General features: G+C 35.5%; 13 protein-coding genes. 2 read left to right on the top strand and 11 right to left on the bottom strand.

Going from position 1 to position 25,854, the window contains the following annotated elements; genetic code table 11:
- Positions 1–141 precede the first annotated feature (141 nt).
- The 10 genes from ggpS to NMK93_RS07725 all read right to left on the bottom strand — a co-directional run bounded on the left by ggpS (position 142) and on the right by NMK93_RS07725 (position 16,744).
- A complete protein-coding gene (ggpS, locus tag NMK93_RS07770; protein WP_254529262.1) occupies positions 142–2,418 on the bottom strand; it encodes a glucosylglycerol-phosphate synthase in 2,277 nt (758 codons plus the stop codon).
- A complete protein-coding gene (locus NMK93_RS07765; protein WP_254529261.1) occupies positions 2,415–3,404 on the bottom strand; it encodes an NAD(P)H-dependent glycerol-3-phosphate dehydrogenase in 990 nt (329 codons plus the stop codon). Before NMK93_RS07765 ends, ggpS begins: the two co-directional genes overlap by 4 nt.
- A 299-nt stretch (positions 3,405–3,703) precedes the next feature.
- Positions 3,704–3,859 carry a hypothetical protein gene (locus NMK93_RS07760; protein WP_157739441.1) on the bottom strand — a complete coding sequence of 52 codons (156 nt, stop codon included), beginning with the start codon at positions 3,857–3,859 and terminating at the stop codon, positions 3,704–3,706.
- Between the two features lie 1,368 nt (positions 3,860–5,227).
- Positions 5,228–5,767, bottom strand: coding sequence for a ferritin-like domain-containing protein (locus NMK93_RS07755; RefSeq protein ID WP_093095687.1), 540 nt, complete (start codon positions 5,765–5,767; stop codon positions 5,228–5,230).
- A 518-nt stretch (positions 5,768–6,285) separates the two neighbouring features.
- Positions 6,286–6,441, bottom strand: coding sequence for a hypothetical protein (locus tag NMK93_RS07750; protein ID WP_157739439.1), 156 nt, complete (start codon positions 6,439–6,441; stop codon positions 6,286–6,288).
- 984 nt (positions 6,442–7,425) lie between these two features.
- Entirely contained in the window at positions 7,426–9,183 is a 1,758-nt protein-coding gene (locus NMK93_RS07745; RefSeq protein ID WP_254529260.1) for a RagB/SusD family nutrient uptake outer membrane protein, read from the bottom strand.
- A 10-nt stretch (positions 9,184–9,193) separates the two neighbouring features.
- Positions 9,194–12,454: a TonB-dependent receptor gene (locus NMK93_RS07740; RefSeq protein WP_254529258.1), complete on the bottom strand. Its 3,261-nt coding sequence runs from the start codon at positions 12,452–12,454 to the stop codon at positions 9,194–9,196.
- Positions 12,455–12,472: 18 nt separating this feature from the next.
- The gene (locus NMK93_RS07735) at positions 12,473–13,621 is read right to left on the bottom strand and encodes an Sb-PDE family phosphodiesterase (protein WP_254529257.1); all 1,149 of its coding nucleotides are present in this window, start codon (positions 13,619–13,621) and stop codon (positions 12,473–12,475) included.
- A gap of 1,886 nt (positions 13,622–15,507) precedes the next feature.
- The gene (locus NMK93_RS07730) at positions 15,508–15,795 is read right to left on the bottom strand and encodes a hypothetical protein (protein ID WP_093095676.1); all 288 of its coding nucleotides are present in this window, start codon (positions 15,793–15,795) and stop codon (positions 15,508–15,510) included.
- Between the two features lie 79 nt (positions 15,796–15,874).
- The gene (locus NMK93_RS07725) at positions 15,875–16,744 is read right to left on the bottom strand and encodes an AraC family transcriptional regulator (RefSeq protein ID WP_197700994.1); all 870 of its coding nucleotides are present in this window, start codon (positions 16,742–16,744) and stop codon (positions 15,875–15,877) included.
- A gap of 212 nt (positions 16,745–16,956) precedes the next feature.
- Between NMK93_RS07725 and NMK93_RS07720 the strand changes: the two genes are divergently transcribed.
- Together NMK93_RS07720 and NMK93_RS07715 are read left to right on the top strand one after the other, a co-directional pair.
- Entirely contained in the window at positions 16,957–18,021 is a 1,065-nt protein-coding gene (locus tag NMK93_RS07720; protein WP_254529254.1) for an NAD(P)/FAD-dependent oxidoreductase, read from the top strand.
- 453 nt (positions 18,022–18,474) lie between these two features.
- The gene (locus NMK93_RS07715) at positions 18,475–19,071 is read left to right on the top strand and encodes a hypothetical protein (protein ID WP_254529251.1); all 597 of its coding nucleotides are present in this window, start codon (positions 18,475–18,477) and stop codon (positions 19,069–19,071) included.
- A gap of 5,148 nt (positions 19,072–24,219) precedes the next feature.
- Here NMK93_RS07715 and NMK93_RS07710 read toward each other — a convergent pair.
- Positions 24,220–25,590 (bottom strand): glycoside hydrolase family 140 protein, encoded by a 1,371-nt coding sequence (locus tag NMK93_RS07710; RefSeq protein ID WP_093095666.1) that lies wholly within the window; start codon positions 25,588–25,590, stop codon positions 24,220–24,222.
- Between the last annotated feature and the right edge of the window lie 264 nt (positions 25,591–25,854).

Here is a 25,854-nt window from a genome sequence, read left to right as displayed (position 1 = left end):
AGGTTTTGAAACATGCAAATCAACCATTTTTCAAAAAACAGTACCTATTCTTCTGACACCAATGAAAAGTTAACAATAGGAGCATTCGCAATTGCACCATCATTAATTGCTCGATTTCCCTTATTACATTTTCAAATTGATCTACATTCTTTTGTTTTGATCCTTTACTTGGTTAGTGTAATTGCTCGTTTCAAGTTCCCTGACAAAATCCTCTCCCCAGTAATGAACATCATAATGTTTAATTTGTTGTAAGGACCTCTTGATCCGCAAAAGGGCTTCCTCTTCCGGCATGGTAAGGGCTTGGTGTAAGGACTCGATCATGCTTCGGCGATCATAGGGATTTGTTGGGACACAATATGGGAGTTCGACAGACGCACCAGCAAATTCAGAAAGTACCAGAACTCCCGATTGGTTCAAGATCCCCTGCGTTGCGACAAATTCCTTGGAAACAAGGTTTAGACCATCTCGCAAAGGTGTTATCCAAGCCACATCTGCCAGAGCATATTGGACAAGGACTTCTTCGAATGGAAGCGCTTGGAAGAAATATTGAATTGGAGTCCAGTCCAGAGTAGCGTACCTACCATTGATTTCTCCCACAGCCTGATTGACCTGATCCCTGATCTTGTCATAGATGCGCATGCCTTTCGATGGTGGGGTACAGACGTTTATCAGTTCGACCTTTCCCCGAATTTCGGGATATTCCTTCAGAAACTCCCCGAATGCCAATATCTTTTCCAAAGGTCCCTTCACATAATCCATCCGCTCAATTGACACAATTCGTTTCATATCTTTATTTTCTGCCTCCGCTCTGTATTTTTCGATCCGCTGCGCAATCCCTTCCTTAGTTATCAAGCTCTCAATCAACTCATAATTAACTCCAACCGGTTGTGCACCTAATCGAATAGTTCGTCCATCAACAGAGATTATTTTGGTCATCTCTTCAACACCCAACGCCATACTATAGGTAAGAAACTGCTTGGAAACATTCACCGATCTCATCCGCTTAAAAGGAGTGTGACTGCGCAGGACATCAATAAAATTCTCCACATACCTGGGGATATGGAAACTGATAAAATCACACATTAACAAGCTCCCAATGATCTCCCTTCGCCATGGAATCGTATTGAAAATATCTGCTGCGGGGAAAGCAGTGTGGTGAAAAAAACCAATTTTAAGATCTGGACGCATCATTTTTAGGAATGAAGGGACCATCCAAAGATTATACTCGTGAATCCATACCAATGCTTCAGGTTCGGCTTCTTTCGCTATCCGCTGGGCGAAAAGCTTATTTATTTTTAAATAATGAGCCCAGTCCAGGTGATTAAATTTAGCCTTATCGACAAAAGAAAAAATTGTTGGCCAAAATGCTTCCTTGGAAAACACCCTATAGAATTTATCAATGTCTTTCTGGGAAAGTGAGATAGCTGAGACATCAAGGTTAGGGTATTTATCGATATCAACCTTTTGCCTTACATCCTGATTTCCTTCCCCAAGATCCACTTCCTCACCAATCCAAATGCCGGGTCTTCCCTTTTCAAAGAGTCCTAATAAAGAAGGAATTATTCCATTGGGGCTTTGCGGCGGAACATTTTTCATGCTCCCTTCAACCATGATCCTTTCGAAAGGCAGTCGATGGTAAACCATTACCAACTGGCGATCTTTGGAAGATTGCCGAAGCAGGGGTTCTTCAATGAAATTATCAACGAAGGGGGCAAAAGATTCGATTTTTTCCATACATTCAAGAATCCCCCCAGCTCCCGGAAGACGTGCCTGATATACATTCAACAGATCTTCAGTAGCATCAAGAAGTGCGGTTTCAGACTCCCCAACAGCAACACCTAAAAATCCAGTATGGAACATGGAGAGGTCGTTCAATGTATCACCCGCAACCAAAACCTTGTTTTCTGGCACACCCAAATGAGCCACCAATTTTTTCAGTGAACTCCCTTTATTGACGCCTTTAGGAAGAATATCCAAATATTTTCCCAAGGATGTGACCACATCACAATTTCTCCCTTCAGCAATAGCGCGAACCTTAACTAAATCCGTACTTGCATCGTAATAATATGAGCAGCGTCGCTGCTGGGGGACTCTTTGATATACCAAACCGGGAATCTCTGAAAAATCCCCCTGAAGTTCATATACCGAAGGCCAATTACTTTCGATTTCATGTTGAATGGAGTCTATCGTAGTGAGTGTAGCACCCTCGCAAATAGTAGCCCCCACATCGGCAATTATAAAATGTGGTGTTGGGATCGTTGGATCGTTCAACAAAGGGATAACAGATTCCAATCCTCGCCCCGTAACGAAGACCAATTGAATATCCCTATTTCCCTTGATAATCTGATAGAGTTTTAGGCGATCTTCCATTGACCCCCCTAAAAATGTTCCATCCAAGTCAGTCGCTAATAGCATCATTTTAATTTCCCTTCCAATTCCTTAAATTTTGATCTTACGGAATGGTTTCCGTATAATATTTCATAAATAGATTCAAGGATGGGTAAACCCAATCCCTGTTCTTTCGCATAGCAAAAAAGCCCTTTAGTTGCCCAGTAGCCCTCAGCTACCATCCCTAATTTATCCATTGCTCCTTCTGCCGAATGCCCTTGGGCAACAAATTCTCCAAAACGACGATTTCGGCTGTTGTTCGAGTATGCCGTCACCAGCAAATCTCCAGCATAGGAAGAATTCAAGATCTCTCTTTGCGCATCCCTTTCAGTCCCTAGGATACATTGCATTTCGAAAAGAGCATTGCTAACGAGAACAGCCAGGAAATTATCGCCATAACCTAAACCTTTGGCCATACCGCTAGCTATACCTAATACGTTTTTATAGATAGAACCATAACCAACTCCAATTGGATCAATGTTGCTGCGCACTTTAACATAAGGTCTTTTAAACAAAACAGCTAACTTATCAGCCGTATCTGGGTTTGAGCAGGATAAGGTCAGGTAAGTTTGTTTGTTTTCTGCAATTTCTTCTGAATGGCAAGGTCCCGCAATGGTCACGATATGGGACTCTGGTAATTTCAAAGTTTGGCTCAGAAAACTGCTGGGGACTTCACAATTAGCTCCAACAGTACCTTTCATTGCGGCTAGTACAATCTTGTTTTCAAAAAGTGAACAATCTAGGTCATAACAGACCTGCTTAAGGGTGGCACTTGGAACGGCAAAATTGATAATCCTTGATTGAGCAACCACATGCCGCAGGTTTCCACTGGGAAAAACAAATATAGGATTGAGTTGAACTTGCGGAAGGTAACTAGGATTGTTTCCATTTTCCTTGACATGGTTTACCTGTTCTTTCCTTCGCAGGTGCCAATATGTTGGGATCTTGTTTTCGGTTAATATTTTTACTAAAGCAGTAGCCCAACTTCCACCACCAACAACACTTATTTCAATCAAACTTTGGGGATTAATTTGCAGAATATTGGCTTAGAATTCTGCAGTTAAATAATTAATGAGCAACAAATGTATGAAATAATAAACTAATAAGCAATTTTTTTGGCAAAATACTGGGATTACATAGTTATTTATACCCAATTTAAGTTAATTGGAGGAGTTAAAAATGATACTTACTGCCCTAATTAGTTGAGGCTTCAAAATAAGCGTTTAAAATTCAATCCCAACTGAATTGCTTAAACTTCCTCATAACTTCCGCTGGATACCTTTCTAGTTTGGACAAGCTTTTTCCTTGACCGTTCTTACCTGGATAAGATCACCCCCAATTGGAACATCCTTCTGGCATTATGCTTCGCCTTCATGGAATTGATGGACTTTTCAATGAAACTCAAGCTATTCGGTCTGATGCCCTGACCTTTGAGTTCAGTTGAGATTTCCCCCTGATTCATACTTTGCATGAGGAATTCTATTATTTTATATTGGATTTCCATTATTCCATAAAGATAGAACAAGTGCTGCTATTATAGATATGATAAAAAAAATCCGGAGTAGACTTACTCCGGATACGCTTAACAAATTTATTGGCCGTGAGGTTGCCACTATAGTATTTTGGAGTTCCTAAATATATAAAAAAACAAGCTCTTCCAGCCACTCGAGGCGTTTTTTTTGCCAATTGACCTCACAATGTAGATACGTCTTAATTCAATCAATCGAACATTTCTTACATCCAGGGTTTTCAAATGACTTCATCTTCTCCATCCACGAGGATAACCCACTGAACAAAATTCAGGGAACTAAAGATTCCGTTTGCAATATAGATATCTGTTCATATTGACCAGTTCTGCTCAGAATTAAATTATTTATATAAATATCAGTTTATTGGGATTTTATCAACACTCCCAACTCCTCACTGATATGGTACCATCAGCATGGACCTCCCCTTTTAATCTTTACCCGAACAAGGGAATGAACCGCCTTCGGATATCTTCACAATTCTTAGGGTTGAATTTCTCGATCAGAGAAAGAATATTAAAAACCAAATCGAAACTGGGTAAGAAGGAAAGATTACCAAAAAAAGCCCACGGTTTGAATCTTTTCGATCATAACCATATATAGCATAGGTTAGAGAAACAAATCCGATAGTTCATTTTCTCGCCAACTTACTCCATTGCCCGTAGAGTAGATTATTCGGTTATGTTATTTCTGGAATTTCCGGATCAATGCAAAAAACATTTGGGAAATTTCAATCTTTTCTCACTCGTTCCTATATTTGACCCTAAAGCGTTTGAACTCTAACTAACGGGCCTAATGGATAGTAGCTATTGGGTTTTTTTGTGAAGAATCTTTTCATTAACTTTACTAGTCAATCATAGAGAGTTTATTCAATAATTCCCAATGGATAGGGTGAATCCATTGGGTTTTTATTTAAATCCTTAGATTTAATTCTATAGTAATTGCTCCAATTTGCTTTTCTAGCAAGAAGTCTTTGTTTTAGTCACAGTTGTCCTTATCATTCTCCATAATATCTATGGAAAAATTTGAAATGCAATTTTAAAGAATCTTAAAGGATGTAGGGTTAATGATGGTTTTAGCCAAATATTCCTGTGATAATTCATATTTGGAGAATTTTAGGTTCTGGAGATGTTTTTACCATTAGATAATTTGAAAGAAGGTTTATCAGTTATTGAAATTAACTAAAGTTTATATAAAGAATAGGAAAAAGCAATCACTTCTTAGTGAATCTAATTTTTTAAGCAGGGATGATAAATAAAAAATGCCAATCTTTCTTGATTGGCATTTTGTTAAGCACTCTAATACTATATTCTTTATTCGGCTTTGGAATTTAAGTTGGTATCGGCAATAGAGGTTAATTTTTCATCACAGGATTTTTCCTCCTTTAGGGTTGCCAAAAGCAGTTTTAACGCATCCTTATGCTGAAGGACCTTTGCGAAAGCTGCCAATGTTCCGTAAGTAGCGATTTCGTAATGCTCAACCTTCTGCGAAGCGGCAATTATTCCTGCATCACGGACAGCACCAGGCTCAGTTTCTTCCATTATGCCTTTTCCTTCTTCTAACAATCCTGCCATCGCATCACATTTCTCTGCTTTAGCTTTAACCCCGATTGACTTAAATACTTCTTCAAGCCTACTAACATGTTCCTTGGTTTCTTCCAAATGTGAAGAAATGGCAGTTTTTAGTTTTTGCGAGGTTGCATTTTTCTCCATTTTAGGTAACGCCTTTACCAATTCCTTTTCGGCCCAGTAAATATCTTTTAGACCGTCTTCAAATAGATCCTTTAAATCTTTAGCAGCATTACTTTTTGCTTTAATTTTAGTTTCTGTACTTGCTGATTTTGTTGTTGCCATAATGAAAATTTTTAGATTGTTTTAAATAAGAACAACCCTTATTTATAATAGTTCTATATTTTTTTATCTTCATTCCAAATAGAAATCCGAGCCCTAATCGAATACCTTAATCTTAGGATGAAATTGGCGTGATGGTTGTTCACGTACTCTAAAATTTTTAAGATATTTTATGACTTGGTTCAGTTTATTAAATTTGGGAAACGCTTTCGAAGTTCTCCTATTCACTATCAATTTCTGGCCTTTTGCCCGCTTGTATTTTTGTTTCCATTTTAATCCTTTCATTCATTTTTTCAATTTCGCGTTTGATAATGGCAATAGCAACATTCATTAGTTTAAAGCCTTAGAAAAATAAACATTTGATACCAACTGTTCCCAACTCCAACATTAGCTGTTAACTGGGCAATTTAGATACACCTCTGTTTTCTATTTTCCCCAGGAATTAATAAATAACAGAAAAAAACTTGGCTGAAACCAAAATTGAGTTATAAGATTATATTTTTGAACGTCACGGAAGTTATCTATAGTTTCTTTATTACATTCTTTAATTGGCTATCGTTATCCTTTAGGACTTCTTCAACATATTTAATGGCCAATTCCAATGACTTATGATCTCTTATCCATTCAGCGTGTGTCAGCACGAATTTTTCAATGTCCAATTTCAAGAGCTTTTCCATAAAATTTGCTTTTTTTACTGGACAAATGGTAGGATGAATAGGTTCTGTCTAATTTCAAAAAACCTTATCAAGCTGCAGTCCTCCCAATTGGAATTCTAGGAAATTTTTAATCTGTACTAAGGAGCCCTTTTATTAAAATTAATGGAAAACCAAATAATTGACGGATAAAGGTCTTAAGGTATATTTGATTTTTTAATTCATAATCTATATAATTATAATTCCTGGTCTTTTTTAAAACCATTATTAAAGACATTTGTTACTGACAGAGAGATATAAACATATGAAAATTATGTTTTTGTTTAATTAGGCTCCCCAGATCGTCAAGGTTTTGGGGATTTTTTTGTATATTGGATAATCATCTTTTAGCATGATGATTATCGTTTAGAGCCTCAATTGTATTTCAGCATTCGATTGGGGCTTTTTTTTCCGAAAAAACACCTGATTGGAAGGGTTTAAGGACTAAATTAATTTATCTTCACCACATGATTCTTGAATTTTTGATTTTGTTAAGGAAACTTTCCCATAGTGCCATGGAATCCCTTTAGTAGAAAGTTAATGCATATTTGTATGAGATTCATCAACAACTCATCATAAAGGCTTTTTTTTGAGAAATTACTGTAGAATGAATTTATAAAATTTATTCATCAAATATTACAAGGAAAATAGTAGATTGAAATCCTTTAACAAAACTTGGACAATTAGGGAAACACTGATCCTTTCCCTTATCTCATAATAGTTTTTTTAGGGCTTTGTCCAAAGCAAGTTTCATCCCAATTATTACCAATGCTACCATTAAATCACATAAAAGGTCTTATGTTTGACAAAGATTTCAAGTTGTAATGCGTGAAAGTTAAAACTCACTTTATCCTAATGTATATTAACGATATCAAAAATGCACTTCTATGGATTACCATGGCCTTATTAAATTAAATCGTCCTTAGAAAATCTAAGGACGATTTAATTTCAATTGTACAGTTAGGTGGATTACCATCCGGGATTTTGGCCAAGATCCGGATTTACAACTAAATCCGCATTTGATATTGGCTTCAAATATTTTTTATCATCAAACCTCCGATTCTCGTCTGCTCGCCAGATAATATGCCCTTTGGTTCCTTCAGTCAATTTCGCCGCTTTTCCATCAACAACAAAATAGGACACTCCTTGTTTTGGACTTGATGGTGTTTTGGTCACAAAGGATACATCAGGCGTTCCATTGCCATCTAGATCCATTTCTTGATCCATTCCCGGCACATAAATACCTTTCCATGGCATTTCTAATAAGGTTCCTTTTTTCCAACGCATCAGGTCATCATAACGTAAACCCTCATAAACCAATTCAATCCCTCTTTCTCTACGGACCTCCAACAAGTATTTATCAGAAATTTCCGGAAAATAAACCTGTTGCAAATAACGATCAACATCAGCAGGTGGTTTTGAACTGATTCCCGCACGCACCCGCAACGCTCCAATGGTCTCATTCCACAGGGCAGCATCACCCGATAATTTACCCAATTCTGCTGATGCTTCCGCATAATTCAGTAAGATCTCCGCATATCGCATCATCGTAATGGAATTGTACCCCTCCGTTACACCATCTAATCGCTTGTCATCCAAACTGAATTTCATAATATGGTAACCCGTAAAGGTATACCCAAAATTCGCCGGTGCTGCAGATCCATCTGAACGTTTATAACCCAATCCGCGAACCGTCTGTGATAATCGTGGATCGCGATTCATCATCTCATCTACGAATAATAGCTCGTCATATCCTACTTGATCTGTAAAACGGCTTCCATCCACATTCAAATAGGTGTTGACAAATTGTTTGTTCAATCCCCATCTCGCACCAAATGTCGCTGAATTAAATTTCCAGGTAATTTCATGCCATCTCTTTAAAGCATTGTTATAAACATTGGACCACATGACCTCTCCTGAAACGGGATTCTCACTCGTAAATAGGGTTCGGTAATCCTTGCTTGGATTGCCGGTACTGTATAAGGTATATTGCTTTGAATCCACAAGCTCCTTGGAAGCATTCAAGGACTCTGTCAACCATTTTTCTGCCGTATTGGTCAACTTGATCTCTGGATGATATTTGCGATAGGTCCCTTCGAATAGACAAATTCTGGATTTCATCCCCAAGGCTACCCATTTTGTCATCATGGAAGAGGTATTGTCTTTCTTATCACGAATATTGGCTACCGCATAATTCAAATCCGCAAGAACAGAATCCATTACCGCATGTCTGGGATCGCGACCCTTATATAATAACTCTTTATCTTCTGTTGCCAATGGCTTTGAATACCAAGGCACATCCCCATAGTCTTTGACCATATCAAAATAAAACATGGCTCTGAACAACCGGGCAACCCCTGAATAATGCTTCCTTGCTTCTTCTGGAATGGATGGGTTATCGTATTTACTTAAGAAATAATTGATATTCCGAAGTTTCGTCCAACTCCATGCCCCTTGATCAACAGCTGAGAAATTTCCCGAGATAAATTTCGGAGAATTATTCTTGGAGGTATATTCACCCATTTCATCCGCCTGTACAATGGATAAACCAGATGGGATAAATTGTTGATAGAAGGAATTTGCATAAAGCTGTAAATCAGCCTCTGTTGTGAAATAAGTGTTTGGAACTAATTTATCAAATGGCTCACGGTCCAAGAAATCCTTGCTACATGAAGTAAATGCCAGCGCAGCCAATCCTAATATACTATATTTAATTTTTGAGTTCATGATGGTAGAATTAGAATGTTAAGTTAAGACCAAAAGTTGTTGTTTTTAATTGTGGATAGGCGTATCCCTCCCCTGAACCATTGGTTAATTCACCAATTGGCTTCTCTATAACTTCTGGGTCAAAATTCTCGGTATGTTTAAACAATCCTGAGAAAGTGAATAAGTTTTGCGCACTTGCAAAGACTTGTACATTGGCTAACTTAGTTTTCTGTAACCATTTTTGTGGCACATTATAATCAATGGTCAATGATTTTAATCGTAAATAAGAAGCATCTTGTAAATAACGAGTTTGAGGTGCACCCAATGAACGGTCAGTACCCAAAGCGGTATAACCTCTATATCTAGGGAAATAAGCATCTGGATTTTCTTCTGACCACATATCCTCCATCATTTTGGTTGGCTGGTATCCATAGGGTCTATTGTAAGGACCCCAGAACAATCCTGCTTCTGGTGAGAAATAATAATCACGCTTTGCAATCCCTTGGAAAAATGCCGATAATCCAATCCCATTCCATTTTCCTGATAAGGTAAATCCAAATTGGTAGCGCGGAGAATTATTACCAATAATTCGACGGTCTCCTGGATTATCTACTGTATTATCGCCTGAGTTTATGACACCATCCACATCTCCGTTCGGATTTGGTAAATCTGCAAATTTCAAATCTCCAGGTAACCAAACATTGTTGTTCGAGTTACGGATAAAACTTTGATCCGCATGGTTGGCAACATCTTCCTCAGATGTAAAGAAACCTAAGGTTTCATAACCCCAAATCTCACCAATCTCCTGACCTACATAGTAGTTGTTCAATAATTTTTTTGGATTGTTGAAGCGAGTAATATGGGATCTGCTATCCCATAAAGATCCATTGATTCCCCAGTTAAATGGTTTTCCGGCCAATTCAAATTGATTATTGTAATTCACCGTCAATTCCCATCCTTTTGTCGATAAGTCCGCAAAGTTTCCATAAGGAACAGCGGCACCAAAAACATTTGGCAATGGCTCACCCACGGTAAACATATCGTAGGTCATCCGGTTATACCAATCGAAAGTAAAGTTCAAGGCATTATCGAAGAACCCTAAATCTGCACCCACATTAAACGTTGTGGATCTCTCCCAGGTTAATCCAGATGGAATAACTCCTGGAATGGAAGTATAACTTGGTTGAACACCCCCTAGGATTACTCCGGTTTTGGCCACCGACATCTGTTCAAGATAACGGTATGGTGCTACGTTTCCATTTCCTAATGAACCATAGGAAGCTCTGAACTTCAAATTACTAACCAATGGTTTTGCATCTTGGAAAAACGATTCATTGGAAACAACCCATCCCGCTGATACCGAAGGGAAGAAACCAAATCGTTGGTCTTCAGGGAACTTCGAGGATCCATCATAACGACCGTTCAACTCAATCAGGTATTTGCTATCGTAGGCATAATTGAAACGGTAGAATACACCCAAATATGCCCATTCATTTCCACCTCCTGTAATATTAAAATTCAAGCCATCCATTAAATTGAAATCCGGTTTGTTCGATAAAATTATACCATCACGTTGTGAATTCAAGCTTTTTAAAGTTTGAGTTTCTACGTTGTAACCTAATAAGGCATTGATATCATGCTTATCTGCAAATTTCTTGGTATAATTTGCCGTTAAGTTTCCACCTAGATATTTTTTACGCTCGCTCAATTGTCTCAATAAGCTACGTCCAAAACGATCTATTACCCCCGGTGAATTACTATAGTTGATATAATTATTGGTTCTTTGCTCATCTTCCCACGTTCTGGAATAGGTGAAATCGCCCTTAAGAGTCAATCCGTTAACTGGTTTGATTATCACTCCTGCAGTATTTCTCAATACAGTATTATTCAGGTCTGAAGCATTGTTCCCTTCAATAAAGGATGCTATTCCGGTATAAGCAGCAGAATGCGTAAAGGTGCCATCTGGATTATAAATTACCGCCATGGGATATCCTTGGTGCTCAAACTGCCTCCAGATATTGCCATCGCCATCAGCAAACATAGGATAGTGATAATCATAACTGCTGATTTCTGTATTGTTCTGGAAAGTCAACCAATCGGTAACTTTGATATCTCCTTTTCCACGAATATTGTACTTGTTGAACTTATCTGGATTAAAATTGAACAAACCTCCTTGATGAAAGTATCGGCCTGAAAGAAAATAAGAAGCTTTCTCTCCCCCTCCGGATACGCTCAGCGCCTGTTCGGTACTCGGCATATTTTCCCTGTACACCATATTGTACCAATCGGTATTTCCAAAATACTCATAACGATTGGTCGCCTTATTGAAAACAACTTCCTCGCCTCCTGGATTCTCGGAATGCTTTTTCAAAGCTTCCAAATATTCCAATGAAAATGGATATATGTTATTTACGGAAATTGGAGTTGATTTATAATCATACCAGGCATTGAAGGCTTCATTAAAATTCTTTGCCCATTCATAACCATTGGTCACCAATTTTGGTTCTACCACCCGGTTATTCATGGAGAAGTTAGAGTTTAAGGTTACGGTTGCTTTTCCGGCTTTCGGGTTTTTCGTGGTAATCAATACCACCCCAAATGCGGCTCTAGATCCGTAAATTGCTGCCGATGAGGCATCTTTCAATACCGTTACACTTTCGATATCATTCGGGTTGATCATATTGGGGTCTCCTTCTACTCCATCAATCAACACCAATGCACTTCCCCCAGCACCAATCGAGGTTGATCCACGCACATTGAAAGTTGCTCCGCGCGTCGGACTTCCATCCACCATCTTTAGGTTTAAGTTGGGAAGTGCTCCTTGCAACATCCTACTTAAACTTGCCGCAGGACGGTTTTCAAGGACCTCTGAGGTTACCTGTGAAACGGCCCCGGTCAAATTGATCTTCTTTTGGGTTCCGTACCCGACAACTACGATCTCTTCAAGATCGTTCTTGTTGTCCAGCTGTATAACCACATTGTTCAAATCACCAGAAACCTGTTGGGTTTTGGTGGTAAACCCGACAAATGAGACAACCAAAGTCACATTGGATTTACTACTTTCCAAGGTAAATTGACCATTCTTATCCGTCGCTGTAGCACGATTGCTGCCTTGAATAGCAACCGTCGCGCTTTCAATTGGATTTCCACTCCCATCAACTACCCTCCCCGAAATAGTTTGCTGAAAATCAACTGAATTCATTAACTCATTCCTCAATTTTGAAGCCGAGCTTTGGATTGGTAAGGACAAAACAGTCCCCGCCAATAGAAATATTGGTATGTAAGATTTCATAAAATTAGAATTCGCTTTTTACTTTAAATTGATGTCAAATTGTAAATGCTTATCGCTCCGAATAAATGTTGATATTATTTCATAGGTTAAATTCGATTGCCCTGCTTCGGCAGTCAAGATTTGAGTGGATTCTGGATATAAAACCAATCTCTTGGTGCCAGTCCCTCCTTTTAATTCCAACTCAAAATATAGATCACTATTGTTCTTAACTTCGTAATATTTGGTTCTTACCTTGGTTTTTACATTGGTTTTCTCATGGTAGGCTGGAGAAACTGAAATCGATGCTTTTACTAGATCTCTAACATTTTCTTCCTTTCCAAACAGGTAATTACTTGACCAGACTACCGTCCTACCAGCTTCCAATGCTTCGCGGATTCCGGCAGCTGTACGATCTTTCGCCATGACCAGTGTCATCGTTCTATGCACCCCCTGTTTCTCGATGTTATAATCATGAGCAATCAGGTTATGGATATCCGTATTTCCAATAATGGTTAAATTACGGTCCAAAGCCCAATCCAATGCTTTCTTATGAAAACCTAAGCCATTCACCACCTCAATTCCATGCAGCTTTTTCTCCTGATACATCTTTTCTACAAAATCAATCCATTCATAGGATCCAGGAATTGCTGTAGCTTTCCATCCAGGGTGATTCCAGAAAATAAATGCTTTTTGGGCGTAAGCCTTGTAGATTGCTTCCTGATCTAAATTGGAATTGTTATCTGATACTAATTCGTTTGCATCTTGAATAAACAAAGCGTTAAAATGTCCTGGAGGCGTTTGTCTTGTCACTTCCGTTCCTTTGACCAAAACAATATTATTCTCCTTAGCCAGTTCAACAGCTAAGTCATGCGAACGATTGTGGTCTACCTTTACATCCGCACTGTGGGGGTTATATTCCATATGCTCGGTATATGAAATAGCATCCAACCCTTCACGCCAGGCTTCTTGAATTCTCACATTTGGCCATACATGACCATCGGTAAATACCGTATGCATGTGAAAATCACATTTCAATACTTGATAGCCATTGACATCGGGAATAGTTAGATTTTCCCGTTTTACTGGATATGCGAATTCTGTTAAACGCATAATGCCATCATCAGTCTGTGCTTGTAATAAGCTAACCGAAAAAAAGAAGATTCCAATTAAGGATAATTTCATTTTCATAGTACACACTATTAGGTTGATTTATAACGGCAAAAGTAATTACGGTTTATTAATACAATATTAAGAACATGTTTACGATTGATTAATAAAAAAAGATTTTTTAAACAAAAAAGTGAATTTTTAAAGCATTTAATCAATAAATAAAAATAAAACTTAATTGTTTTTTATTTACAATCATAAATTGAATTTAACTATTACCGATAAATCGAAATAATCAGCATTAAGGAAGAAAAAGAATTAGGACATTTTTCCGTACAGATAAATTATATCTGTTAGAATTTTAGGAGGAGTTAAATATGGTTTTTAATAAATACCAATCCATAGGGATTTATTAACCCAAATAAAAGAAAGATACTCTTTCCAATATTTTATATCAATATAGCTTGGTAAATGCAAGCCAACTCCTTGAAAATATCTATTTAATTATGCTATTTTTTTTTGTAGTATTGAGATAGTTCAAAATAGGTTGAATCCACAACTACCATTGTGTCATATTCAAGAAAAATACTAAACATATTTCCGAGAGTTATGTTCAAGAGTTCATTGGTATCTTCAATATAGTCTGGAGTGGTGATTTTCCTAACGGATTTATGCAGTACATTCAAATTTTCAAATTTATTAGCTTTAAAAAATACTTTAAATAATTATTTAACTGAGCTAAAGCAAATATTATTTCACAACGAGGGGATATTTTTAAAAATTTATTCTAAAAAAAAGAGTATTTTATCCGATATTGTTCAGGATTTGTTAAACCGAATAACTTTAAGATATACAGTAATTTAACCAACATCGATTAATTGATACTGTAATAGCTATAATACTTATATAAAGGGATGTATTAATGACGTTAAAGTAACTTGGTTTGAAAAATAATTAAATTTTGCGTTAAATATAGATTGTGGAACCATCTTACTGGAAAAAGATAATTGAGGAATTAAAAACTTCCTACAAGAAATTTGAAAGGGTTTATATTGATGAAATTGAAGAGGGGGATTATAAAGATCCGCTCACATCAATCATATTTGATTTTTTCAAAATATCCTTTACGGTTATGTTGATGATTCTAGCATTTTTATTGTCATAGGAAGGAATAAAGCATGAGTACCAAACCAACTATTGATTTCTTAACCAGGGTTAAGGAAATGTTAAAAAAGATTAAGGAAACACTGTTAAAAGAGGGAGCTAATTTAGAGCCAGAAAGTAGGTTTATTAGAAGATTACTTTACCTTTTTGAAATAGTTACCATTTTTGCGATGTTTTCTTGCTTTTTTCTTCTATTTAAATGTAGTATTTAGAGCTGAATATGATTGATTATCATAAATATGATATTTTATCAATGAGTAATTGGAAATCCTAAAATTGCTAACAATTTAAAGCACATTTGATTGCAAATAAAATCCCCCATTAATGAAATGCTAAAAATCACTGTTTGATTCCACCAGTTAACGCCAAATACTTGGTACCTTTCTCTAAAACTTACTGCATACAATGATAGTTCCTTTTACGTTTTAAAGAAGATATTCAAATTTAACTTCAAGATAAAAACACAAAGTCTTCAGGCTTATTGGAAAAAGTGAATTGGTTAACATAAAAAAGTGACAACCTTTATTCAAGATTAAAAATCCGATAGTAAAAAATAACGGTTGGTCCCTGGTCATGCGCCGCCCAGAAACATTTTTATCTTCTCCTCGCCTACTTGGATTAATGCCTAGCTCCGTGAAGATAACACATATAGTTTTTTTGAAATGGAAAATTTCCCAGCAATTCAGCCTTGTGTGCCGAACTCAAAAATCAACATTTCATTTTAATTGTCTTCATCATTATATACTTTATGAATAATCAACAATCGAAAGGGCCTGAAGGACCATTCCTTCCAGTACTAAATATTAAGATACACTATAAATCTTAATGTTCGGCTTGCCCTTTATGTATGGTTTCAGGGAGGTAACCACATTTTTTTTAAAAAGGTTGCTCATCAGGTATTCCTGAGCGTCTTCTACACACTCAAAACCGTGCAACAGCAGCACATCGTCGATATGGTATAATAGTTCTTTCGACAGAGCACCTTTTATTGTCTCTAGAAAGGGATGTTTATACAGGCAATAAACTGCCGCTGCACCCGCTAAATCCATACCGACAATCGTAAGTGTAATCACTAAATATGCCGTTGCCATAGGTGTAAAATTTTGGTTAACAAAAGTCTTTGATTTACTACTTTTAAACAATGAGCAAATAGAAAAACAAATGGTAATTTTAAGAAATGGACTTTCTAAAATCTTTCGGTGAAACACCTGTATATTTTTTAAAATATTTTACAAAATAAGAGGCATCTTCAAAGCCTAAACGGTAAGCCACCTGATTGACATTGGAGTTGGAATACAATAATAGACGCTGAGCTTCCAAAATAATTCGCTCCTGAACCATTTGGGAAGGAGTTTTATGGAGCTGTTGGTGGGTGAGGTCGGACAGACTCCTCGAAGAGATATGCAATGAACTGGCATACTCGGCAATGGTATATCCTTTTTTATAGTTTTCGTCTATCAGATTGATGAACCTCATAAGCACCAATCTTTTGTCGTTGAAAGTTGGAGACCAGACCTCAGAGCCCTGTTCAAAAATGTTCTTCTTGCGCTGTACCTGAATAAGGAATGATTTGAGGTAGCTGCCCAAAATCAATTCCTTGCCAAATGTTTCTTCATTGTTCAATTCATCCTTTATCTGTGAAACATACCTATCCAAGGTATCGACGATCCCCGTACTGACGTTTAAAGAGGATTGATGGAGGGAATTATTAAATAAATTGAAATGCAGGAAAAAATCTAATGGGCTTTGTTCCTGTAACAGGAATAACCGGTTAAAATGAAATAGCACACCTTCATAATCGTAATTTTCATCAAAGTGATGCACCTGATTGGGTCCAACGAAAAAAATCGAATTATCAAAAACATCGTAGGTCTTGAAATCGACAGAATGTTTCCCTTTTCCTTTTTTAAACCATATGACCTGATAAAAGCTGTGAATGTGCGGTCTTACTACTTGGCATTGATTTTCCATTAAATGTGCCTTCAGATCATATAAAGCAAACTGTGGACATTCAGGCTTGTGCCTATAGATGATATTCATTGATTATGTTCGACTTTTCTTTTGCCATAGACACTCAACTGAGAACACTGTACCTTTTTGCTAATTTACAAATTTGGTGTATACTCCAAATCCACCAGTATATAGATTCGCTTTTTTTTCCTATATGTTCCATTATTTTTCCGATTTGTCCACTGATATCAAAGGGATAAAAATGGAAATTTGAAGGTTAAAATCAAAAACGGTTCCATAAGATGAATGAAAAGCAACGTATTGTTATCATAGAAGGTGGATTGAGTGGGTTAACTTTGGCTTACCTGCTAACAAAAAGGAATATAGATTTCATTATTTTGGAAGCATCTTCCAGACTTGGCGGAAGGATACAGACCGTCACAGGAACCTTACAGACTCCTTTGGAATTGGGCGCAACCTGGTTCTCCGACCTGCATTCGAATCTTCTGTTTTTAATAAATGAATTGGGACTCCGAAAATACCCACAGTTCTCAAAAGGTTTAACATTGTTTCAGACCAAATCGTTTGAACAACCACAGAAATTCTATATCCCCGAGGCTGAAAAACCATCTTACCGTTTAACCGGGGGCACGCAAATGTTGATCGATACTTTGGAAGCTAAGCTACCCCAAGACCGTATTTTTTTGAATTGTAAGATCAGATCGATAAAACAAACAGGAGAAGGTATGATGCTTGAAAATGATATGGGCAAAGAAATAGAGGCTGACAAAGTCATCCTGTGCATTCCTCCACAGTTAGTATCTAATATAATGTTTTCACCATTGTTACCTGAAGAACTCACGGCCCTTCTTCCCAACGTACAAACCTGGATGGCAGGATCAATAAAGTTCACATTGGAATATGACCAACCTTTTTGGCGGAACCAGGGATATTCAGGAATGCTGTACAGCCATGCAGGTATCATTACTGAAATGTACGACCATACCAATTTTGAAGAGGATAGATTTGGCTTTACGGGTTTTCTAAACACAGGGGCTTCAGCTTACATGCCCAAAGTGAGAAAAGGGCTTGTTTTACAACAATTAGGCGAATTGATTGGGAAAAAGGCTCTCACCCCAACTGCTTATTTTGATAAGGTCTGGTCAGATGAATTTATATTGACTGGTAATCTGACAATCCAACGTCCGCATCAAGATAACGGGCATCCGCTGTTACATCACAGTTATATGAAGGGTAATTTGTACCTCGCAGCAAGTGAAATGGCAACCCAATATCCTGGTTATATGGAGGGGGCGGTTATTGCGGCTCGATCAGTATCCGAAAAACTGATTGAATTTATAACCTAGCGATTTTTGATCATTAATTAAAATATCTATTCAAAGTTTCAGTGGAACGTTTGATAGGGAACTCTTTTCAGTAACCAACCAAATTACACCATTAAATTTAATGTGAATCCGCACAGCAAAGTTTTATAGAAAATAATATCCTTATCAAAAAATGTCTTGGTTAATTAATTGGTGGTTATTTCAAGTATCGTCGTCCGAAAATCATATCGTTTTATTTTTATTTGAAGAAATCTGGTCATGAAAGAAAAAAACTCCTAAATGTTTTATGTATTGAAAGAATTTATCCTAGGGATGAATAATGTTACAGCAGAAATGTTGTTCGCCAGCCAAAAAACATTCTGCTATTTTTTGCTTTAAGTAGCAATTAAACAAAAATATAACCAAAGAATTATACAGTCATACTTGCCTTTAACCAAATTACTATATATTTTCGAACCATACTTAAATCATTATATGAAACATCTATTAGTTCATTTATTTATTCTATATCCCTTTGTGGTTTTGGGCCAATCCGAAACCTCAAACATTATTATGAAAACGGAGTACGGTTCAAAGAATAAAGAATTGAGAGAACTCTTGCGTTTTGAAAATATTGACCATTATAATGTGGTTTTCTCTGGGAAGGAGCTAAAGGGAAGAAATTTTTCCTTGATTTCAAAAACATATTTGGATGGTGTTAACACAAATATAGATACGATCGTGAACTCTAAGCAGACCAGAGATCCGAGGATCGCCTCTGATAGTCTCAGTTTTTCAGTTACCGGAAAGAAGATGGAGGGAAGGCTTAAGGTATTTTTTAAATTCCAAGGCCAAGGAAATGAAAGGTATTTTGAGGCTATTCAGTCTGATGATTATTCTATGCGTGACATTGGCGTGGATTGGAAAATAAAAGTAGGTGATCCATTCCCTGCTTTTGCATATATTTTACCCTATGAAAGAAATGGCCAAAAGATGTACTGTGAAGTGGATAAACACGGAAAAGATATAAACTCATGGGGAGCAAAATTTGGTATTAAGCATTATATAATCTTTGAGATTAAATTTGATTAAAATTTCTAAAAAGTATAACCTCATTAGCAAGATCTAGCAAGCTACAGAATTCAATAATGTTTATTTCGCAATTTATCAGTATTACCACTGAACTGAATTCTTACTTACATAAGGAATAACATGTGAAATTTAACGATATAAAACATCTCCTCAACCCAAGGTCTTGTTTTCCTGTTCATATGCTTAGATTTTATGAGTAAACCTTTTCAGTTCGATTTTGAACTCTATTTAGACCGTGGTGGCAGTGGTAATTTTACAAATCGCTTCAATCAATACTTTTCTCTTTTAAACCTGATGGACACGCAAAGAATGGTCCTAATCCCTATTCATTTCCAATCTCCTTCAAATGATTGATCTATTAGACCTTAACCAATGATAAGCGATTGTAGAAAGATCAATCAAAGGAAAATAGTATGCCAAACAAAATAAAATTTGAACTTTTTTCATACATAGTACAGAAACTTTAGTCTTTAAATTTCTTTAATACAATTAATACATTCGAATATGAATAAAGTTATTGATGGATCATGGCCGTGGATGATTCCAGATTTCAAAAACTTAATAATATTCACATATTATAATAGTTTCACTTTGATAAAAAAATAAGAAAAAACTTATTTATATTTAAATGTTCATAAAGTAACATTGTTCAAATATTAAAAGCCCTGATTTGAATTTTCAGGGTTTTTACTTATATTTAAGTTCTCTTTGTACAACCATTAAAGGAAAATCAAAAAAAACCTAACGGATTAGCCTCATGTTAGGTTTTTTTATTTTCCGATCTAAATTACCAAAAATGATTCCACTGTTTCATTTTAAAACTTATATTAAACGGATGTGGGAATAAATGGTTTTGTATTTTTCAAGGATTTGCTTATCCGACCGCGATCTATACACTGTATTATTAAATATTGGTTTTGAATTGTAATCCTAATAAAATTCCTAAAATATCATCATTTACCTCTTGAATTGATTTGCTGAAAGCGAATTTTTGATATGCACAAATAATTCTATTCCTTACTCTTCAGATTGTTTTAATTTTATTTCCTTTTTAGGGTAATTTGAAAATGATTTTTTTCGTATCAAATATAAAATATTCCCGATTTTCCTGTTTTTTTAATCTCAAAATTGAAATTTTGAATATTCCCAATACCTTTTTGGGAATAGGTTATCCAATAGATGTTCGCTCGTAATTTTCTTGAATTGAATTGCAGGATTTTATACAATCATTAATTATGAATAAACCATAATATCCCAAAACACAAGTCATATACAATAAGAATCCTGTGATTATTCCTATTAGTTATCAAAAATCACAGAATTGTATTTGAGATATATTTACCTGAGAGAAATTATCCTTTAAAAACAACTTATCCTAGTATTCAGCTTGTTCAATATATTGGATTGGTATTATTAAGGTTTTCTAATATTATTTTTGATTTTTCAAATGCTTGATCCATCAGAGAGTCTCTCATATCAATTTCCTTTCTCAATTGATCTGTTTTTTTTATCAAAAATACATTTAGTCCAATGGAAATCAGTAGAAAGAGTAATAGTGCAAAGGCAGCAAAAATGAGGTTTTGTTTCATCCTAATATGCCACCAAATTAATATTTTTTCACTACTTGTCCAAAATAGTTATCGACATAGGCTTTCTTGATCAAAGACAAAAGTTAAAACTTCCCTTTCCATGTCCTCATAAGAATTAAATTTTTTCAACAGAAGCTAGAAAAAACAATAATTATTTTCAAGGCTAATGGTGGTGACTCCACTTTACCACAATTTATTAAGTTTAAATGGATATGGAAACAAACGTCATTCTAATTCATTCAGTAATTTGGAAAAATTGTTCAGGAAGGATTTTCCCACATTTGCTAACTTTATAATTTACAGATAACAAAATAAACGCCTTCCTTATCACGAAATTTCATTGCTCGGAATTCTGTATGCCGTGAAATTTCAATGATCATATTTTCAAGAACATTAGGATCCAAAATGCTATTTATTTCATTTGACCTGAACCTGAAATTTCTTTCTGCATATCTCTTCTCGTAGAATTCTGTAAGGAATTCTATTTTATCTTTTTTTGTTCCATTGACAAACATTTGGATGAAATTTAATTCAATTTTAAATAATAAAAACGATAATTACGCGCTTAATATTTGCTTAATTGTAAGATTAAATCCATAATAAGTATCCCCTAAATTTTAAAGAAAAATTTTCACTCGAAGATGAAATACGTGAGAAAAGAAATATTGGATTTAACAATAATCATAACGACTAAAAGCCAAAAAATGACATTCAAGGAATTTCCCAATGGACATTAAAATCAAATCCTATGTTAATCCTCATAATTTGTGACCAATTTTCTTGTAATTTATAAAACCTGTCGACAAATGGACAGAACTTGGTAAAAATTGATAAAAATTTAGAAATTAACCTCGTCACATTGCATAGAAGGTGTGTATACCGTCTGTTAGTTTCGGGTCTTTCCAAAGCGTCCATAAATAACTGCTCCGTTTGGATTCTATCAGTTTATTTCAATTTTACCTTCGAAATTCTTTTCCTAAAATTTAATGGATCTCTATTATTTTTTCTTTTCAAGGTCAATTTCTGAATAATTCACCCAATGGACCTCAATTGTTGAGATTTTTCTATTTGCAACATTCACATTACCGTGATTTATTTCCCATATTATTTGATACATTTATAAAAATGCTTTAAAAAGCGAATATTAAAATAAATTAGGTCCAGATCTTCCGCCGCAATGTTCTGGTTTTAAATTTATTCCATAATTTATGCACTTTTAATGTATCATAAAATGTAGTATGTTTTTTAGTTTGGCCCATTGGGAAAATTTCAATGGGCTTTTTTAGTTTCATTGCCTAATTTGATCTCTATTAAGGTTTTGTCCAGAAGCCTCCACAATTTACAATATATATTATTGGACTCTTTGATCTCTATTGTTTTTGCTTCTCTTAAATTGTCTTCCAAAAAATAGCTTGTTGATAATCATTCCCAATGAATTGGATGAATCCATTGGGATTTTTATGTGTACATCTGATCAGGGATCCCTTTTATTTTTAATCTTACAACAGACCCCTCTACTATATTCTAAAAGCTCAATGCCGTGGATACGGTTGTTTTTTTCATTGGATGATTATTTCCGGTAACTTTTTATTTTTAATTCTATTTACTCCAAATCTCTTCTATCATTTTGTTCTTAATATTTCCGTCGAAAATTTCAAGAAGGAATGAAAGAGAAAAATTCGTATTCTATATACTATTCGATAATGACAACAAAGTATTCGTCCAAATATTAATTCACATTTCTATATGCCATTCATCACATTTTAATTTAGATAAAGGTTAATTAGATTTAAACAGGCTGTCTTTTTTATTTTCCAGATTGGACAATCGGTATTTACTTTCTTTTAGTCTATTATTATATTTCAACCAGCTGAATAATTACCTATACGGACCATTCTTACGTAATATTCAACTTCTGCAAAGCCGAATTATTAAAATCTCTTTATCAAGCCTAATTATTATATTACATATCGGTTTATTTACAATCCTGACTAGAACAAACGTTATTGCATGGGATATATATAATTGGTACCTTTAAGCTCCTTAATTCTACAATAATTGGTTTGTGCCCAATGGCGTCCCCCGCTATTGGGCATTGTTTTATTTATAAGTTAATTAGTAATTTTAAGTAACTCATAAAAGTCAGCACCTAATCTTCACAGTGGAGGGATCACCGCTGGTTTTTTGTTTCACCAAGATTTTTTTCAAGAAAAAAAACAGGTTACAGATTATCTCATAATATCACAGATAGTAAAATTAGATTTTTACCCAATAGCATTTCCCGCTATTGAATTTTATTTTTATTTGTTATCTTTAAGTATTAATTCTACAATAGATCGGTTTGTGCCCAACTGCTTTTGCTTTTGGGCTTTTTTATTCAAATTATTTCTCCTAGCTTTATTGTATAATCATAAATACATTTTATTATCAATCTTACCCAATGGAAAGGGACGTTCATTGGGTAATTTTGTTATATTTGACAAGTTCAATTTTTTTACATTTGATCAAATAAGGCTAACCAATAACTTTTTCGTTATTGGTTTTTTTAATTATTATCCTTAACTTAACTTTTGCAATATGCAAACCTCTCATAGGTTTTTAATCTCAGGTGGCTCAGTGATTTTATTGCTGAGCTTTTTATTGCACTTAGGTCATGTAGGCTTTCTTCTCCCCTAACTTTATCCATATTCAAATGGTCTTGAAAAAATTCTTGATTTCTAGTTCCAAACTATATGTGTTTATTGGCCTTTAATAAAGAAAATTAATAAAATTCATCTTTCTCCCTGCATTACACTTACACAAATGTCCAGCTTATTCACAAAGAAAAAACACATATATTCTTAGTTAGGTAGAATCATGCGATAGTACATGCCGAGCACACCTAGCTATGGACTCCTCAAAAATGCTCTACTCCAAGGCTAACTTAAATTGCCCCATACTGAACTTGGCTGAAAAAAGAATTTTGCTTGGGCTGCTTGGCCGAAGGACGCCAACATTCATATTATAATTGATGATTTGAGATTCTATCTTAAAAAACCACTAAGACCACAACCTATTGACGCTCCTTTTAATTGACTAAAATGATAATTTTAATTCGCGACAATGAAGATATAATTTTTATCTAAATCAAATCTTTAATTGCAATTTTCAACGTTTTTTAGTAAATTATGATAAATCCTCTATACAACCATTTAAAGGAAAATCAAGAAACCTGATGGGATATTTCCTATCAGGTTTTTTTGAGGTTAAGAAATCAAATGTCAATAGATTATTGGATAAATTTTACATTAGTTTCGCAAATTACCCTAATTAATAGGATGTGTTAATTATCAATTTGCTATAACCTCCTGAATAAGAAATTCGTTTGGGTATATTTCTGCTTGCAAAACATAATAAATTGTTCAACACGTATCCAATGTTAGACTAAAGTGAAAATAACTGCTTATCAATGACTGATATTATATAAGATTATCAAAATACTTAATAATCCCTATTTCCTCTAAGAAATAAACCTCTGGAACGACCTAAAGATTAAATCTACTATAAGCCGATCTATAGGCTAAAAGTCGAGCACCAGAATCCAATCATTTCCACGTCCTCTTGAAGGAGCAGAGAATTTGGCAATGTCATTTCCTTTCAACTTCTTTTTAGTCAGCCAATTACCATTGCGTGGGTTATACCAGACAGTCTCAATCTCAATTCGATCAAGTACGGGTAAATTCAAGATCACATCCGTACCATTGGGTAGATAAACCATAGCGAAATCATTTCCCGTTGAAGCAACTGTCCAATCAGTATCTGCTCCATCAGTATTCAGAATCAATTCTGGAAACGGTTTCATTTGGTTAGCTTTTCTCGAACCTAGGAGATTACGTGCATGGATGATATCCCAAGCCCCTTCTAGATCTAAATCGTCAGTCCAAAAACTTCTTGCAAAACCAACGGGTTCATTGGACTCATCACGCATTTGCCAGATCGAATGGCATCCGTATGTATAACCAAACCCACCAGAAAATATTGACCAGTATAGCGACTGCCTCACATCCACATCATCGAACCAACCTAATTCATTAGGGTTCCAGTTAACAGGATGATTTTCATACCGAGGTTCTGCATCCATGATAGGTTTTACAGGTACGCGATGATAATCAGGCACTAAGATACGCCTATAAATTTCTGATGTGCGTTTGGCATGGCCAGTCTGAACCATATTAAAATCCAACCAATCCTCATTATGAAACCATTCAGCAGAACTTCGTTCACCTATTGGGTGATAGGTCATTAAATGTTCGTTATCCATCGATTTAATACCTTCCGCCATGGAGCACCAAATATCAAAGTTTTTCCCGCCTCCAGACCTATCACCTCCCATTATCCATATAATGTTAGGGTGACTTTTGTATCTCTGGCCCAAAAATTCCCCATATTCAAAGGCATTTTTTTCAGTGAATATTTCTGGACCTATCCCCCATTTTTTATCAACCTTATCACCCCAAGTTGGTAGCAGACCAATAAAAAGCCCCTTTTCACATGCACGTTCCACAACCCAATCAATATGTTTAAAATAATTCTCGTTGGGGTGACTAGGATCTCTTCCTAAAAGAGGTACATTCCCCTCACTATTTGGAACAACCAATCCATCTAATTCCGCAAGAATTACCGCTTGAATTACCGTAAATCCTTTCTGTCGCCGATTTTCTAAATACGTTTCCGTACTTTTCTTATCAAGTCGATGAAATAATTCCCATGCAGTATCACCAAAATAGGGAAAATGGTCCCCATCTTCAAAGGCCAAAAATCTCCGGCTAGAATCTACTACTAATTTACCATGTGAGAAATCAACGGAAGGTCCATTCCATTTAATTTCTTGAGCGAAGATGGAAGGTAGTATCGATAAAGTTGATATAATGAAGACAAAATAGGTTTTCATGGTTTTCAAAATATATGTTTAATTCTAGCGGAAAAACTTTCTAATTCAAATAACGGTAAGATTCGTTTAAACACAACGTTGTTAATATTTATTATCTAAAGATTTTCTGAAGACTGTTAATGAAAATCCTTTGTGATTCGCACGAGGGTCATAAGTAAGCTAAATGCTGAAATCCTAAAAAAGTAGTTGGTTCAATTCCTCCATTGACCAATTTTAAGAAATGAGCTTGAATTAAGACCATACAAGGGGGCTTCTTTTTTAGAT

The sequence above is a fragment of the Sphingobacterium sp. LZ7M1 genome (assembly GCF_024296865.1).
Classification (GTDB): Bacteria; Bacteroidota; Bacteroidia; order Sphingobacteriales; family Sphingobacteriaceae; genus Sphingobacterium.
The sequence above is the reverse complement of the archived record's forward strand: the minus strand, read 5'-3'. Positions and strand labels throughout refer to the sequence as shown.

Coding starts and splice junctions, on each gene's coding strand:
- ggpS (WP_254529262.1), bottom strand. CDS start 2,418: ATGATGCTATTAGCGACTGACTTGGATGGAACATTTTTAGGGGGGTCA.
- NMK93_RS07760 (WP_157739441.1), bottom strand. CDS start 3,859: ATGCAAAGTATGAATCAGGGGGAAATCTCAACTGAACTCAAAGGTCAG.
- NMK93_RS07755 (WP_093095687.1), bottom strand. CDS start 5,767: ATGGCAACAACAAAATCAGCAAGTACAGAAACTAAAATTAAAGCAAAA.
- NMK93_RS07750 (WP_157739439.1), bottom strand. CDS start 6,441: ATGGAAAAGCTCTTGAAATTGGACATTGAAAAATTCGTGCTGACACAC.
- NMK93_RS07745 (WP_254529260.1), bottom strand. CDS start 9,183: ATGAACTCAAAAATTAAATATAGTATATTAGGATTGGCTGCGCTGGCA.
- NMK93_RS07740 (WP_254529258.1), bottom strand. CDS start 12,454: ATGAAATCTTACATACCAATATTTCTATTGGCGGGGACTGTTTTGTCC.
- NMK93_RS07735 (WP_254529257.1), bottom strand. CDS start 13,621: ATGAAAATGAAATTATCCTTAATTGGAATCTTCTTTTTTTCGGTTAGC.
- NMK93_RS07730 (WP_093095676.1), bottom strand. CDS start 15,795: ATGGCAACGGCATATTTAGTGATTACACTTACGATTGTCGGTATGGAT.
- NMK93_RS07725 (WP_197700994.1), bottom strand. CDS start 16,744: ATGAATATCATCTATAGGCACAAGCCTGAATGTCCACAGTTTGCTTTA.
- NMK93_RS07720 (WP_254529254.1), top strand. CDS start 16,957: ATGAATGAAAAGCAACGTATTGTTATCATAGAAGGTGGATTGAGTGGG.
- NMK93_RS07715 (WP_254529251.1), top strand. CDS start 18,475: ATGAAACATCTATTAGTTCATTTATTTATTCTATATCCCTTTGTGGTT.
- NMK93_RS07710 (WP_093095666.1), bottom strand. CDS start 25,590: ATGAAAACCTATTTTGTCTTCATTATATCAACTTTATCGATACTACCT.